The organism is Aerococcus sp. UMB1112A (assembly GCF_030230715.1).
GTDB lineage: Bacteria > Bacillota > Bacilli > Lactobacillales > Aerococcaceae > Aerococcus.
The window spans coordinates 153809-168472 of sequence record NZ_JASPDS010000003.1; the positions used below are offsets into that span (position 1 = coordinate 153809).

The window sequence follows — 14664 nt, forward strand, 5'->3', positions numbered from 1 at the left end:
TAATGAAGGAAAGAAGTCATTGGCTCAAATGGAGCCTTAAAGCCTGTCTAGCGCTCTTAATTTTAATGGCTCCGGTCTTTGGCCCAAAAGCGAGTCCGGTTCAAGCCAGCCAAACGCAAACCAGCACTGTTGGAGATGACCAACTGCTCAAAGAAATCAAGGAGCGCGGGGTCATCCGGATGGGCGTCAACCCCCACTATCCCCCCTTTGAATTTCTGACCCGGGAGAATGGCCAGAATAAGACAGTCGGGGTCGATGTCTCCCTCGGCGAGAAGATTGCCGAAGACTTGGGTGTCAAACTCGAAGTGGTGAACATGGAATTTACCAGCCTCATGTCCTCGCTCGAGGCTGGCAATATTGATATGATCATCTCAGGGATGACCTATACGGAAGAACGGGACAAGTCGGTGGACTTCTCAGACCCTTATGAGAATGACCGGCAAGCTATCATGTTCCGCAAAGAAGACGAAGGAAAGATTAAGGACAAGGATAGCTTCACCGATCAAATGACGATTGGTGTCCAACAAGCGACCTACCAAGAGGACCTAGCCAAAGAGTTCATGCCCCAAGCTAAGATGCTGACCATGCAACGGGTGCCTGACCTGCTCGGTGCCCTGACCACTAAGCAGATTGACGGCATCCTAGTTGATGAGCTCGTTGCCTACAGCCATGCCAATGCCCAAGCCGATATCTCTTACGTAGACGCCGGCTTACCGAGTGGGGAAAAGGATGGCAAGGCGGTCGTCATTCCTGAAAGACAGCCTAGCCTGCAAAAAGCCATCAACCAAAGCGTCGCCGAAGTCAAAGACCAAAACTTAGTGGAGAAATGGACGGATGAACTGGCTCCTCTCCTCATTGAAGGAGAATCCATTAACTGGTTATCTTACTGGCCTTTCTACTGGGATGGTATCAAGCTCACCCTCTTAATCTCAGCTGTTGCGATTATCTGTGGTCTGATTTTGGGTTCCATACTTGCCCTGATGCGGCTTTCAAACTTGGCACTCATGAATTCGCTGGCAACTGCCTATGTCGAATTCCTCCGGGGGACGCCGCTGATGATTCAAGTTCTCTTTATCTTCTTAGGGATCGGCGGCCTCTTAGGCATTGGGCCTTTAGCAGCTGGTCTGATTGCCGTCTCCCTCAACTCGGGGGCTTATATCTGCGAAATCATTCGTGGTGGACTCCAATCGGTTCCCAAGGGGCAAATGGAAGCCGCCCGTTCCCTCGGCCTAAGCTATGGTACCACTATGAAAAAGGTCATCTTCCCCCAATCCTTGCGGGCAATCTGGCCGTCACTCGGCAATGAATTCATTACCTTGATCAAGGAATCTTCCATTGTATCAACCATCGGTGTAGCTGAACTGACCTTTCAAACTCGGGCCGTCACCAGCCAAACCTACCAAGGGATCATCCCTCTCTTCATCTCCATGCTGGTCTACTTTATCCTCACCTTTGCCCTTAGCAAGCTCCTCAATTACTATGAGAAGAAAATGCAAGCCAAATATTAAATGTTAGGCCTTAAAAAGCGTCTCCAAGCAAAAATCAGTTGGAGACGCTTTTTATATTGTGTATTTATCCATTAAACTGGGGAAATTAAACGCTAGCCTTCACACCCTTAGTCGGGCTTGCAGAGGCAGAAGCTTCTCCACTTCACAAGTCTCCGCCGCAGTCTTTCAGACTGCTTTGGTGACTTGCTCCAGTGAAAGGATGCTGAACGCGCTCCCTCACACCCTTTGTAGTCGGGTTCGCAAAGGCAGAAAGGAAGTGACTTCAGCAAAAGGGAACGAACGACTGAAGCCGCTCTTATCCCTTTTGCCTCCAGTCATTCCTTTCTAAACGCCTTTGCTCACACCCTATACTTGTTGGCGTTGGAGATTTTGGCGGATTTGTGAGTTCATGAAGAGGAGGCTGGCATCGTATTCGATGCCTGCTACCATTTCATTGAAGCGTTCAAAGCCTTCTGTTTGGTACTCGACGAGTGGGTTGTTTTGAGCATATGCACGTAGACCTACTCCTTGGCGCAATTGGTCCATGGCATCGATATGATCGGTCCAGCGGCTGTCAACAGCGCGTAGAATAACCACTTTCTCAAATTCCAAGATCAAGTCTGGGTTCGAGATGTCGTTTAACTTACTTTGGAAGCGGTCCTGGGCCCGGTCTTTGAGTTCTTCTTTCATCTCATCAGGGTCCAAGTCTTCCAAGTCACCTTGGGACATGTCATTTTCTGTCAAGAGAACGGTTTGAACAAAGTCTGTTAAGGCCTCGTAATTCCAATCCGATTCATCGCCGGCTGTGTATTGATCAACGACACGGTCAATGGTTCGGTCAATCATTTGCCACATAATGTCATCGAGGGAATCTTCTTCCTCGATAATTTGTTGGCGCTGGTCATAGATAATCTCCCGTTGTTCACGCATCACTTCATCGTATTCCAGTACGTTCTTCCGGGTATCGTAGTTGTTCCCTTCCACACGTTTTTGGGCAGATTCCACTTGTTTGGAGATCATCCGGCTTTCAATGGCAACATCATCTTCGCCGTCGCCATCAATATTTAAACTTTCCCAAACCGCTTTAACCCGGTCTGAACCGAAGCGGCGCATGAGGTCATCCTCTAAGGAGAGGTAGAAACGTGAATAACCAGGGTCCCCTTGACGGCCTGACCGTCCACGCAACTGGTCATCGATCCGCCGCGATTCATGGCGTTCGGTTCCGATAACCGCTAAACCGCCAGCTTCCTTAACCCCAGGTCCTAACTTAATGTCAGTCCCCCGGCCGGCCATATTAGTTGCGATCGTTACGGCCCCTTTTTGGCCAGCTTGGGTGACGATTTCAGCTTCTTTAGCGTGGTTCTTCGCATTCAAGATATTATGTGGTACCCCACGTTTGCTGAGGAGATTGGAGAGTAATTCCGAGGTTTCAACCGCTACCGTCCCGACCAGGACAGGTTGACCATCTTGGTAGCGTTCCTGGATTTCATCGGCAACCGCCTCAAACTTGGATTCCAAATTAGGATAAATAATATCTGGAGCATCGATCCGTTGCACAGGGCGGTTGGTTGGAATCTGAATCACGTTCATATTGTAGATTTCACGGAATTCTTCTTCCTCCGTCTTAGCAGTACCGGTCATCCCCGCTAATTTATCGTACATCCGGAAATAGTTCTGGAAGGTGATCGTTGCCATGGTCTTCGATTCGTTTTGAATTTCGACATTTTCTTTGGCTTCAATGGCTTGGTGGAGGCCATCCGAATAACGACGGCCATCCATAATCCGACCGGTAAAGCCGTCAACGATCTTAACTTCACCTTCTTGGACCACATAGTCAATATCCAGGAGCATAATATAGTTAGCACGTAAGGCCGTATCGATATGGTGGATCAAACGTCCATTCTCCACATCATAGAGGTTATCCAAGTGGAAGACATCTTCTGCCTTCTCAATCCCCTCTTCAGTCAGGCTGATCGTCTTGGAACTGACATCGATCACATAGTCTTCTTCTTCTTGCAGGCTCTTCACAAAGTAGTCCGCCCGTTGGTAGAGCGCCGTAGATTGTTCAGCTTGGCCAGAAATAATCAAAGGTGTCCGCGCCTCATCGATCAAGATTGAGTCTACCTCATCGACAACCGCGTAGTGGAGCGGCCGTTGGACCATTTGACTCTTATAGACCACCATGTTATCGCGGAGGTAGTCAAAGCCCAATTCATTATTGGTCGAATAGGTAATGTCACAGTTATAGGCTTCACGCTTTTGGTCGGAAGACATATCATTGGTATTCAAACCAACTGTTAGCCCTAAGAATTCGTAGAGCTCGCCCATCTCAACCGAGTCCCGACGCGCCAAATAGTCATTGACTGTCACCACATGGACGCCCTTGCCTGATAAGGCATTCAGATAGACAGGCATGGTTTCCGTCAAGGTCTTGCCTTCCCCCGTCTTCATCTCGGCAATATTCCCATAGTGGAGGGCAAGTCCACCCATGATTTGAACATGGAAAGGATAGAGTCCAAGCACCCGACGCGCCCCTTCGCGGACAGTTGCGAAGGCTTCAACCAGCACATCTTCTTCAGTTTCTCCATTCTGCAAACGTTCTTTAAAGGATTCCGTCTTTGCCCGGAGCTGGTCATCTGAATACTCAGCGAACTTATCCCCTAAGGCCTCAACTTTCTTCGCTTGTTTGTTAAAGCGACGCAATTCTTTCCGGTCATTTTCAAATATTGATTTCAAAAAGCTAGCCATTCTATTCTCCTTATCTGGTCAATTGCGGCTATCGCTTGTTAACCCAATTGATTATCTTCATATATCTCATTATTTTATCATGCTTTATCCTAAAATTGAACCTTAGAGCCCGCTTATAAAAGGCAAAGGCACACTTATTTCTATTTTAACACAGTTAGCGCCTTAAATGGAAGATAGTGAAAAATGCCCTGTTAAAATAGGGAAAAATTAAAAAATGACTCTTGATTGAAAGAGTCAGTGTCGATTAAATCATAAGTAAGTATGTACTTATCCTATTCAAGAAAGACGTAAAGTCACTCGGCTGATGGAAAGTGCTTCTTTTTGGCCTGAGCGAGGTCAACTTCAATCGGAAGAACTAGGGCATCTTCAGGAACTAATAAATCATCAGGCAAGGAGGGGGTGGGGATAGGGTCTCCTTCTTCTTCAGCGATAATCAGCCAGCCTTCGAGAAGATCTTTAGCCATATATAAGGCCTCGTCCATATCTTCACCGCACGAAAAGGCACCCTCCAAGTCAGGAAATTCAATAGCAAACTGGCCAGCTGATGGAGTAAAAATAGCATAGTATAAATACATCCGTACACGTCCTTTCTCTCTAAATGTGGTAAACTAGCAAAAAACAGCTTTTCTATCGTGAGAAGATGCGAAAGTTTTATTTCTTCCCATATTTTTGTTCATCTTTTACCGTTGTGTAGATCGTCAAGCCTAAACCGACAATGATAGTTACAGTCAATAAGATTAATAAGACACATGTAGTTGCTGACATAGTGTAAACCCCCATATCTTTGAAACGGTACATTTTAGAATTAAGCTAGGCACCTCGATAGGCAAAAATAACGCCATGTAAAGTTCATAATATCATTTACTTAGCCCAACTAATGAAAGCATGAATTCGTATCACGCAAGCTAATGATAACATAAGTGGAAATACAGGCCAATATTTAATAGTAGCTGTCTCCTTTTTAACAGCTGTAGTCGGCTAAGAACTCCTAATATAAAAAAAGCATCTTCCTAGTCCACAGAAAAAGGCAGATGCTTTTAAATTTTTGAAGAGTATTGGGACAGGCATGTAGATACCAGCCTCACTTACCACAAGCTAGTCGACAAGCAATCCCCTGCTCGATAGCAGCATTTCTCCACCATCCTACCAGAAACCTAGCACATATTGGAGGCCTAAGCTCACCAGAGTAATAGCAATCCAACAAACGGCCCCTAAACCCAGGGCACTAGCACCCGAGCGCAAGAGCTTGACCAAGTCAGTATTCAAACCAATGGCTGCCATAGCCCAAACGATCAGAAACTTGCTAGCCCATTTGAATGGAGCGAAAAGACTGTCTGGTAAGCCGATAGCCAGGCAGATGGTTGTAAGGAGAGAAGCCAGAACGAAGTAAATAATAAATTGCGGTAGGCTGGCTTTAATTTTTTGTCCCCAAGTCAAGTTAGTAGGCGTTTCTTCCCCGTGACGACTGCGCCAGAAGCTCAGGCCTAGCGTAATTGGAATAATAGCCAGGGTCCGGGTCAATTTCACGGTAATGGCCTTATCCAGGGTTTCGCTTCCTAAGTTAAAGAGGCTATCCCAGGTGGAAGCCGCCGCTGTCACAGATGAGGTATCATTGACCGCTGTCCCTGCAAAGATACCAAAGGCTTCCCCAGTTGTGGTATCGAAGCCCAACCACTGACCTAGGCTTGGGAAAATCAGGGCTGCTAGGACATTAAAGAAAAAAATCACAGAAATCGCCTGGGCGACTTCCTCTTCTTCGGCTTCGATGACAGGCGCGGTTGCAGCTATAGCTGACCCACCACAAATGGACGACCCCACCCCAACCAAAGTGGCCGTCTTCGCATCAATATTCAAATAACGGCTAAAAATAAAGGCCACCAAGAGGGCAACTGAAATGGTTGAGAGAATAATAGGTAAGGAGCTCAAGCCGGTTTCAATCACCACCGAAAGATTGAGGCCAAAGCCTAGTAAGACAACAGCGGCTTGTAATAAGACCTTACTCGAAAAACGAATTCCCGGTTGAAAAGCGGCCCCTGCTGTCCAAAATAGGGCTACAATCATTCCCATTAAAATAGCAAAAACAGGTCCCCCAATGATAGGAAAAGCCTGTCCCAAAAAATGCGCTGGAACTGCAATGGCTAAAGATAAAATCAGTCCTGGCAATAATTGACGATTAATTTGCATAAGATGCCTTCTTTCTAAATCATAAGATGGGCAAAAGTCTCGGCTTTTTCAAGAAAGATGCCAAAAGTTAGCCCTGGCATCCACTTGGCGAATTCGGCCGATCATCTCACAATGCTCGGCCTTCATTCGCCCTCGTGACCCAGGGCTGGTCGACTTTTGTCTTACTTTATTTTCATTAAATCACAATGCTTCATTAATTTCCAATCAATTTTATTTTCCAGATGATCACTTCCAGCTATCTTAAGCGACAAAAAGAAGGCTGAGACAAAGGTCCCAGCCTCCTTTTTAAATAGCGCACATTTTTCAAAAACCTGCTCCAAAAGTCAGGCCTGATCGACTTTTCACAGTCTCTTAGAGCGGTTATGATTTGATCTTGAGATAGAGGCTCTGAACCATAAAGATCAGGATAAACAAGGCCGCTATCGTAGCGCCAGGTGGGGTATCGAAGTAATAGGAGACCGTCAGCCCCCCTAGCATACCAACCAGGGCTAAGCAGATTGCTAGATAAATCACCTGGTTGAAGTGGCGGGCTATCCGCATAGCGATCGCTGCTGGCATGATAATAATCGCAGAAACCAAGAGGGAGCCCGCAATTGGCATCATAATAGAGATAGCAACCCCTGTCACAACAGAGAAAAGAACAGAAATTAAGCGGGTAGGCAGGCCTGCCGTATAGGCGGTATCCTCATCAAATGACAGGACATACAAGATCCGCTGGTTGACCAGGTAGGCCAGACCAACAAGGACAGCGAGGCCAATCAATAAGCCAATTTGCAAGGGTGAAATGGCGACAATCGAACCGAAGAGATAGGATTCGATACTGGCTGCCGAATCAACCCGAGAGAGGAGAAGAAGGGCTAGGGCCATACCACCTGACATCAGCATAGCGATCGAGATATCTGAATAATTACTGTAGACCCGTCTGAGGTATTCTAACAACATGGCAGCCAGGATAACCAAGGCAATCGTGGTCAGAGTCGGTTCCAAGCCAAGCAAATAACCCAAGGCCACGCCTGCTAGGGAAATATGGGCCAAGGTATCCGCCATTAAGGACTGCTTACGGAGGATTAAGAAGAGCCCTAAAATCGGCGTGAAGAGTGCCATAGCTAGACAGGCTATGACGGCTCTTTGCATGAAGTCATACTGAAGCATCTCCATGGGGTACCCTCCTCTCTGACTAAGTGAATCTGTTTGTCGAAGTAATCTTTTAGAGACAGGTCCTCATGGGTCACCATAAGGATTGCCTTAGCGTGGTTGCGGGTATTGTGGCGGAGCAAGTCATAGAAATTTTTGCGCGACTCAATATCCATCCCTGTTGTCGGTTCATCCAGGATAAAGAGATCGGGATCCGTCGCAAAGACTCGGGCCAGGCAGATCCGCTGCTTCTGCCCACCTGACAAGTCGCCGATCCGCTCATTGCGCTGTTCCCACATGCCAACGGAGTCAAAGGCGCGGCGGATATGGTCCTCATCCTCCTGGTCAAGGCGCTTAAACCAACGATTCTGTTGGTAGCGTCCAGACTGTACAAATTCATAGACCGTTGACGGAAAGCCAGCATTGAAGGAAGAAATACTTTGGGGCACATAGCCCACTTGTAATTTTTTGCCTTGAAAATTCGTCTTGGCAATCCGGCAATGGCCTTTTTCGGGTTCGAGTAGGCCCAGGATATTCTTCAACAAGGTCGTCTTAGCCGCCCCATTTTCCCCAGTTAAAATGACAAATTCGCCGGGATCCACGGTAAAACTAATATTATTTAAGACCGGCTCCTCATTGTAAGAGAAGCGCAAGTCCTCCACTTCAATATAATGCATAATCCACTCCTTTACTTCAGTCCGTCCTCAAGATTAGTTAAATTCTGCCTCATCAAGCTGAGATAGCCTTGGCCATTAGCTTCTACTGACACATCAGGAGACTCCATCGAGGTCAGGCTGCTGGTTTTAATGCCGGTATCGTGGGCAATGGTATCGGCTAATTTAGAAGATCCGCCCTGCTGGAAGAAGATCACTTCGATGCCACGCTGGCGGATGAAGTCTTCTAATTGAGCTAATTTCGCAGGAGACAGGCTAGCTGTTGAATCGACACTGGTCAAAGCAATCTGCTCCAAGTCATAGCGAGAAGCCAGGTAATTAAAGGCCGCGTGGTCGACCACAAAGTGCCGGTCTTTTTTATCAGCTAAGGCCTGGTTAAAGTCCTGGTCCAACTGGTCCAATTCTTCGATAAAGGCCTTGGCGTTGGCCTGGTAGTCTGCTCGGTGGTCCGGGTCACGGTCCGACAGGGCATCGGCAATGCCCTGAACTTCTCGCTGGGCGAGGACTGGGTCTAACCAAGTATGTGGATCCTTGGCATGGACATGGAGGTCGCCCTCTGCGTGGTCATGAGCGTCTTCCCCCTCTTCCTCATGGTCGTGGTCATAGCCTTGGTGATGGACTCCATCGATGGTCGTCACCTGACCATCCATCAGGTCCAGCTGACCCGCTGCCTCATGGACCGCAACCTTGTCTTGGTTGAGTGTCTCGAGCATGGCAGGAACCCAGGTCTCCATCTCCTTACTGTTATAGACAAAGAGGTCCGCTTGTTCTAAATCGGCTAAATTTTTAGCGCTAGGCTCGTAGTCATGGACTTCTTGACCATTAGCAATCATGACCTGAACATCTGCATGGTCCCCAGCCACCTCCTGGGTCAAGGCCTGGATGGGGTAAAAACTCGTCATCACTTGCAACTTATCCCCCGACCCGGCATTTTGCTGGGGCGATTGGCAGGCAGAGACCAGGAAGGCCAGGGGCAATAGCAAGAGGTAAATATATTTTTTCTTCATAGCTGACTCCTTTCATCAAGGTTATTCGGAATTGTTACGATTTAATACATTATAAGATAGCACAAAACTTGACTCGCTGCAATAAAAAAAGTTGAGTCCCCTCAACTTTTCCTATCCCATAGCTTACAGTCCCGTTCCCTGCTGCAAGACGGGGACCACATAGACTTCTTTGCAGAAGCCGCGCAAGGCATTATACACATGTTTAGCCCGGTTCGACGTTGGGGCAAAACCGATTACCGTCGAGCCCGTTCCGGTCATGGTCACGCCCTCCGCCCCAAACTTCTGCATCTTGGCCTTTAACTTGTTCAAAATCGGATAATTCCAAAAGACCAAATCTTCTAGCATATTCCCTGTGGCTTGAACCAAGTCTTGGTAAGACTGCTTATGAATGGCTTGAAGGACTGCCGGCGTATTCCCCTGGTCCGGCAAGTCATTAGGATCCAGGTCTTGTAAGATCTTATCTGTTGATACAGATAGCGGTGGCTTGGCTAGGACTAACCAAGAAGCTGGAAGAGCGGGAAGGGCCTGGAGCTGATCTCCCTGCCCTGTCACATGTTGGATGCCGCCGAGCAAACAATAAGGTGCATCCGCATCAATCTGCAAAGCCAATTGCAAGAGCTCATCTGTCGAATAATGCAAGTCCCAGAGTTTATTAACAGCTCGCAAAACAGCTGCTGCATCGGAACTTCCTCCGCCCAGGCCAGCAGAGACGGGAATCTGTTTCTCAATAATAATATCTAAGCCACGGTCTACTTGGCTAGCTTCCTTAATCAAGTCCGCCGCGCGATAGGCATGGTTTCTGGCATCATTAGGGAGGAAGCTCCGGCTAGTCCGCACCACAATTTCTTGGTCGGAACGTTCTTGGATGGTCAGACGATCCGAAAGATCAACCGAGGCCATCACCATGTCATAATGCCACTGCCCCTTATCCGCCTGGTAGATCAAGTCCTGGGATAGGTTAATCTTGGCTGCTGCTTTCTCAATAATCGACACACTGCCACCCCCTCATTATAGTTTACTTATTATCTTGAATTTTAGCATGACCTGCCCTTTAAATAAAGCAAAGCCGCTTTTCTTCAAGAGCTCTAATGCATCAATGAGAAAAAGGCTAGGACACCATGCCTAGCCTCAACTTCTCTAATTATTAAATTCAATTTCAACGCTTTCTGTTAAGACATCCGTGTAACTGTAACAGACACGTTCAAATTGATTTTGATCCTGGTCAAGTTCAACAACAAAAACAGCTGGAAAAGTGTCACTCAAAATCCCTTCGCGAACGGTAATCCGTTTACGTCCAGTTTGTTGAGTGACCTGGATACGGCGCCCAAGCTTCTCATCCAAAGCTGCTTTGATCGCTGCTAAGTTCCCTGACATTCTATCACTCCTCTAATGTTAACTATTATAACACATACGTTGACTTTATGCAATATCACAAATGAGCGATAGAGTCAAGACTTGACCTTATTTTCTTAGCTATTTTTTACTTAGCTATTAGCTTCTTTTCCCTGAGTTTGAATACCCTGGCGGACGACTTCAGCCACTAATAACTTCTCCGCATCAATGATGGGAAAGGCCTTCTTCGGATCATGACTATTGACATAGGAAACTTCCGTACAACCCAGGATTACGGCTGATGCGCCTTGGTCCATAAAGTCAGAAAGAATTTCCTCGTAGAGACTAAGGTCAGCAAGCGCTTGGTTCTTGACCTGGTCATAAATCAAGGTCATGATCTTCTCTTGCAGGGCTTCGTCTGGGGCCAAGGGCTGGCAACCTGCCCGCTCAATGGTCCGGTGGTAGAGTCCACTCTGGCTTGTCCCCTTGGTCGCGCAGATACCAATTTTCTCCCCTTGGTGGTCAGCCAAAGCTTCTTCAACGAGTGTCAACATATTTATAATAGGCAGGTCTGTTGCTGCCTGCAGGTCATCGAAGAAATAATGAGCCGTATTGCAAGGGATAGCCAAGAAATCTGGCCCTAAACTTTCGATTTGTTTAATATCTTCTATTAGAGGCTCAACAGGGCTCGCCTGGTTGTGGTCTAAGATATAGGCGGTCCGGTCGGGAACCGTTGCATGGTTAAAGAGGATATAGTTCAAATAAGCCTGGTCGCTTTCTGGACGATATAGCTTATTCATTTCTTCTAAAAAGTTCGTGGTCGCAACAGTCCCCATCCCTCCTATAATGCCAAAGAAATGTTTCATAGTACCTCCCTCTACAGAGCCGGTTAAAGCTGGCCTGTTTCTTTAAATTTGCGGTAGTAATTGAGCTCCGATGCTTTCACATAGAGCTTGCGACGCCAGTGATTGTCATAAGGATAAGCTAGGGGGTTAAAGACCTGCCCCTCTTGGTAGAGGCCCTTCACCTGGTCGGCATAAGATGTTCCTTGGAGGCGACGCTTCACCAAACCCCGAGGCAGAACCGTAAATAAGGCCGGTATCGCCTCAAAACTATCAGGCACTGGTCGCCCAAAGAGATAGTCTTCAATGTAATAGTAGACAGGGTTTTGCCCACCTGCCGTCACATAATAATTGGACAGACCCAAGCGTGGATTCAATTCAAAGAAGACAAAAGCTTCCTGGTCATGATCGTAGATTAAGTCGAAGTTGGCATAACCTGTAAAATCATAGGCTGTCATTAAGGCCTCCACATGACGGTAGACCTCCTCATGACCATTCTCACTCAGAATAGCCAGGTGGTTACCCGCTGCGCTGGCCGACCGGTCTTCAACCATGACCCGTCCAAAAGCTGTCAGCTTAATCTGCTTATCATGAGGCGAGCGGTAAGCTGTCACTACTGCCTGGTCGGTATCCGCTCCTTCGATGAAATCTTGAACAATAATCGGATCTGGATAGCCCCCCTGGCGCATAAGATGGATGGCTGTCTGGGCTTCCTGGGGATTATCGCAGAAATAAATCTTCCGCTTCCCTTCAAAATGCAGGACCTGGTAGCTTGGCGTGATGGCTGGCTTAACAACCAGCTTGCCCTTAGCTTCACTTGGAAGCTGGTCATCTGTCACTTGCCAGGTATGGGGGTAAGGGACCCCCACTTCCTCACACTTGGCATAGAATTTGGCCTTGTCTGTTGCCTCTTCTAAGGTTGCTAGGTCCACATAAGGAACGGTCCAGCCGGCTTCCTCAAAGATATCGCGGTGGGTGATCAAATGCTCTGTGAACGTATCCTCAGAAGCGAGAACAATTTTGGCTGCTTCTGGATAATCACGTTCCACCCGGTCTCTAACTTCAATAAAATGCTCACGCAAGTTATCTGTTAAGTCAGGGTAGATATGCTTATTGACAATCTTCGAATGGGCAACAGGGCCGGCGTCCATGGTTACATTTAACTCCGTCTTAATGCCGTATTGCTCATGGAAGGCCCGGACAATACTATAGGCTCCCTTGTTCCCCAAGAACAAAACAGGAACAAATGCTGGTAAATTAGACATAGCTCGGCTCCTTTTACGCGATATCGGCTGTTTCAGGGGCTAGGGTCTTGCAAGCGCCCTGATCCTTGATGAAGTAGATGGTATACCATAAGAGGAAGACATAGACCGCATAAATTTGGTGACCTAAGTCAGCCTTCTCTTGGCGGTGGTCCTCGAGTAATTGGAGGAGGGTTTCTTGGTCAAAGAATTCAGCCGCTAAGTCACTTTCAAACATAGCCTTAATATTAGAATAGAAAGGTTCTTCCCGTAACCAGTGACGGATAGGGGTTGGGAAGCCGAGTTTCTTGCGCTTGGCCCACTCTTCAGGCAGGACATCTTCAGCCGCCTTACGAAGGGCGACCTTAGTTTGCTTGGCTGTTGTCCGGTATTCGTCTGGAATTCCCTTAGCCATTTCCATGACTTCCTTATCCAAGAAAGGCACACGGAGTTCAAGAGAATGGGCCATACTCATCTTGTCTGCCTTGAGCAAGATATCGCCTGGCATCCAAACATTCAAGTCCAGATACTGCATCTTTTGTAGGTCACTTTGGCCCGCCACTTGGGCATAGTATGGGGCACAAATGTCAGTCGAGGTCTGATTGGACCGGTATTTTTCATTGAGGATAGCATGGGCTTGGGCATCTGGAAAGACCAGGGCCTGGCCGATAAATTTCTCTTCCACTGGGGTCACTGACCGTTCCGCCAATTGCTTGAGACGGGAAGGTTTTTGCCCCGTTGGTAAGAGGCGGTTAATGAAACGTCGCATGCCTAGAGGCAGTTTGTTGTAGTAATCTTGTTCAATATGGGAAGGTTGGTACCATTCATAGCCCCCGAAGAGCTCATCGGCTCCCTCACCAGATAGGACAACGGTCACATTTTCAGCAGCTAATTGGTTGAGGAAGTAGAGGGGAACAATAGAGTAGTTGGCATCTGGTTCATCCAAGTAGTAGATAATATCCTCTAAGTTGTCGAAAGCTTGTTGTCCTGAGATATAACGGCTCTTGTTTTCGATTCCGAGTTGTTCTGATAATTTTTGGGCATGGACGGTTTCATTAAACATGTCTTCATATTCTTTAAAGCCCACTGAGAAGGACTGTTGAGGCTCAAGCAAGGCGGTAACCAAGCTCGAGTCTACCCCACCGGATAGGAAGGAGCCAACTTTAACATCGGACATAGCATGGAGTTCCACTGATTCATCGATCGATGCCTTGATTTTTTCCACATAGTAATCAATATCTTCTTGGGCAGGCTCACTCGTTTCATCATGGAAGGCCTTGTCCCAATATTTCACGGTCTGCATTTTGCCATTTTGGTAGAGCATATAGTGGGCTGGCTCTAACTTGTAGACCCCTTTAAAGAAAGTCTCATCTAATGGGTTATACTGGAAGGTCAAGAAAGGTTGGATAGCTTCCTTGTTTAAGGCCTTGATAAAGTTCGGATGGTCGAGGAAGCTCTTGATTTCAGAACCGAAGAGCAGGCTGCCATCTGTCGTATAGTCCGTATAGTAGAGGGGTTTAATCCCGAAACCGTCGCGGGCTAAGAGGGCACGCTTTTCCTGGGTATCCCAGATGCAGAAGGCGAACATTCCCCGTAATTTGGCCACAATATCTTCGCCGTATTCTTCAAAGCCACGGATAATGACTTCACTATCTGTTTCTGAAATAAATTCATAACCCTTTGCCTTAAGGTCCTTGCGCAAGGTCTTGTAGTTATAGATTTCACCATTAAAGACCATGACGTAACGGCCATCCTTGCTGTAGAAAGGCTGGTTCCCACAATCGCTCAGGTCAATAATGGACAAGCGACGGAAGCCCAAGGAGATGTCGTCATCTGTGTAGACACCTGCGCTATCTGGCCCCCGGTGGACAATTCGTTCCATCATGGCATCTAGTATTTCTTTATCATTTTCAAGTTTACGGTCGGCACCATAGATATATCCGACAAAACCACACATAATTATTACCTCATTTTTTATTTTTTTCGCATTTCTCTATCTTCTATCTCTTTATTAT

At 47.2% G+C, this 14664-nt stretch carries 12 protein-coding genes; 1 reads left to right on the top strand and 11 read right to left on the bottom strand.

All coding sequences use genetic code 11. From position 1 onward, the window contains the following. Positions 1-2 precede the first annotated feature (2 nt). Positions 3-1508: an ABC transporter substrate-binding protein/permease gene (locus QP860_RS02880; RefSeq protein ID WP_070616421.1), complete on the top strand. Its 1506-nt coding sequence runs from the start codon at positions 3-5 to the stop codon at positions 1506-1508. A gap of 345 nt (positions 1509-1853) precedes the next feature. On the opposite strand, the gene secA is transcribed toward QP860_RS02880, so the two are convergent. The 11 genes from secA to asnB form a co-directional block, all read right to left on the bottom strand. Beyond that, positions 1854-4235, bottom strand: coding sequence for a preprotein translocase subunit SecA (secA, locus tag QP860_RS02885; RefSeq protein WP_070618605.1), 2382 nt, complete (start codon positions 4233-4235; stop codon positions 1854-1856). A gap of 293 nt (positions 4236-4528) precedes the next feature. Beyond that, entirely contained in the window at positions 4529-4810 is a 282-nt protein-coding gene (locus QP860_RS02890; protein WP_070618607.1) for a type II toxin-antitoxin system HicB family antitoxin, read from the bottom strand. Between the two features lie 568 nt (positions 4811-5378). Then, a complete protein-coding gene (locus QP860_RS02895; protein WP_070618610.1) occupies positions 5379-6419 on the bottom strand; it encodes a YeiH family protein in 1041 nt (346 codons plus the stop codon). A 360-nt stretch (positions 6420-6779) separates the two neighbouring features. Next, entirely contained in the window at positions 6780-7577 is a 798-nt protein-coding gene (locus QP860_RS02900) for a metal ABC transporter permease (RefSeq protein ID WP_070618613.1), read from the bottom strand. Then, positions 7535-8230, bottom strand: coding sequence for a metal ABC transporter ATP-binding protein (locus QP860_RS02905; protein ID WP_070618616.1), 696 nt, complete (start codon positions 8228-8230; stop codon positions 7535-7537). The genes QP860_RS02900 and QP860_RS02905 overlap by 43 nt, the downstream gene beginning before the upstream one ends. An 11-nt stretch (positions 8231-8241) precedes the next feature. Further along, positions 8242-9234: a metal ABC transporter solute-binding protein, Zn/Mn family gene (locus QP860_RS02910; protein WP_284912148.1), complete on the bottom strand. Its 993-nt coding sequence runs from the start codon at positions 9232-9234 to the stop codon at positions 8242-8244. 123 nt (positions 9235-9357) lie between these two features. Beyond that, positions 9358-10227, bottom strand: a complete 870-nt coding sequence (gene ispE, locus QP860_RS02915; RefSeq protein WP_070618622.1) for a 4-(cytidine 5'-diphospho)-2-C-methyl-D-erythritol kinase — start codon at positions 10225-10227, stop codon at positions 9358-9360. 144 nt (positions 10228-10371) lie between these two features. Continuing rightward, complete coding sequence (locus QP860_RS02920) at positions 10372-10608, bottom strand: Veg family protein (protein WP_067972785.1); 237 nt, start codon at positions 10606-10608, stop codon at positions 10372-10374. A gap of 110 nt (positions 10609-10718) precedes the next feature. Next, entirely contained in the window at positions 10719-11432 is a 714-nt protein-coding gene (locus tag QP860_RS02925; RefSeq protein WP_284912149.1) for an aspartate/glutamate racemase family protein, read from the bottom strand. A gap of 23 nt (positions 11433-11455) precedes the next feature. Further along, positions 11456-12673, bottom strand: coding sequence for a carboxylate--amine ligase (locus QP860_RS02930; protein WP_284912150.1), 1218 nt, complete (start codon positions 12671-12673; stop codon positions 11456-11458). 13 nt (positions 12674-12686) lie between these two features. Beyond that, positions 12687-14606 carry an asparagine synthase (glutamine-hydrolyzing) gene (gene asnB / locus QP860_RS02935; RefSeq protein WP_284912151.1) on the bottom strand — a complete coding sequence of 640 codons (1920 nt, stop codon included), beginning with the start codon at positions 14604-14606 and terminating at the stop codon, positions 12687-12689. Positions 14607-14664: the final 58 nt, after the last annotated feature.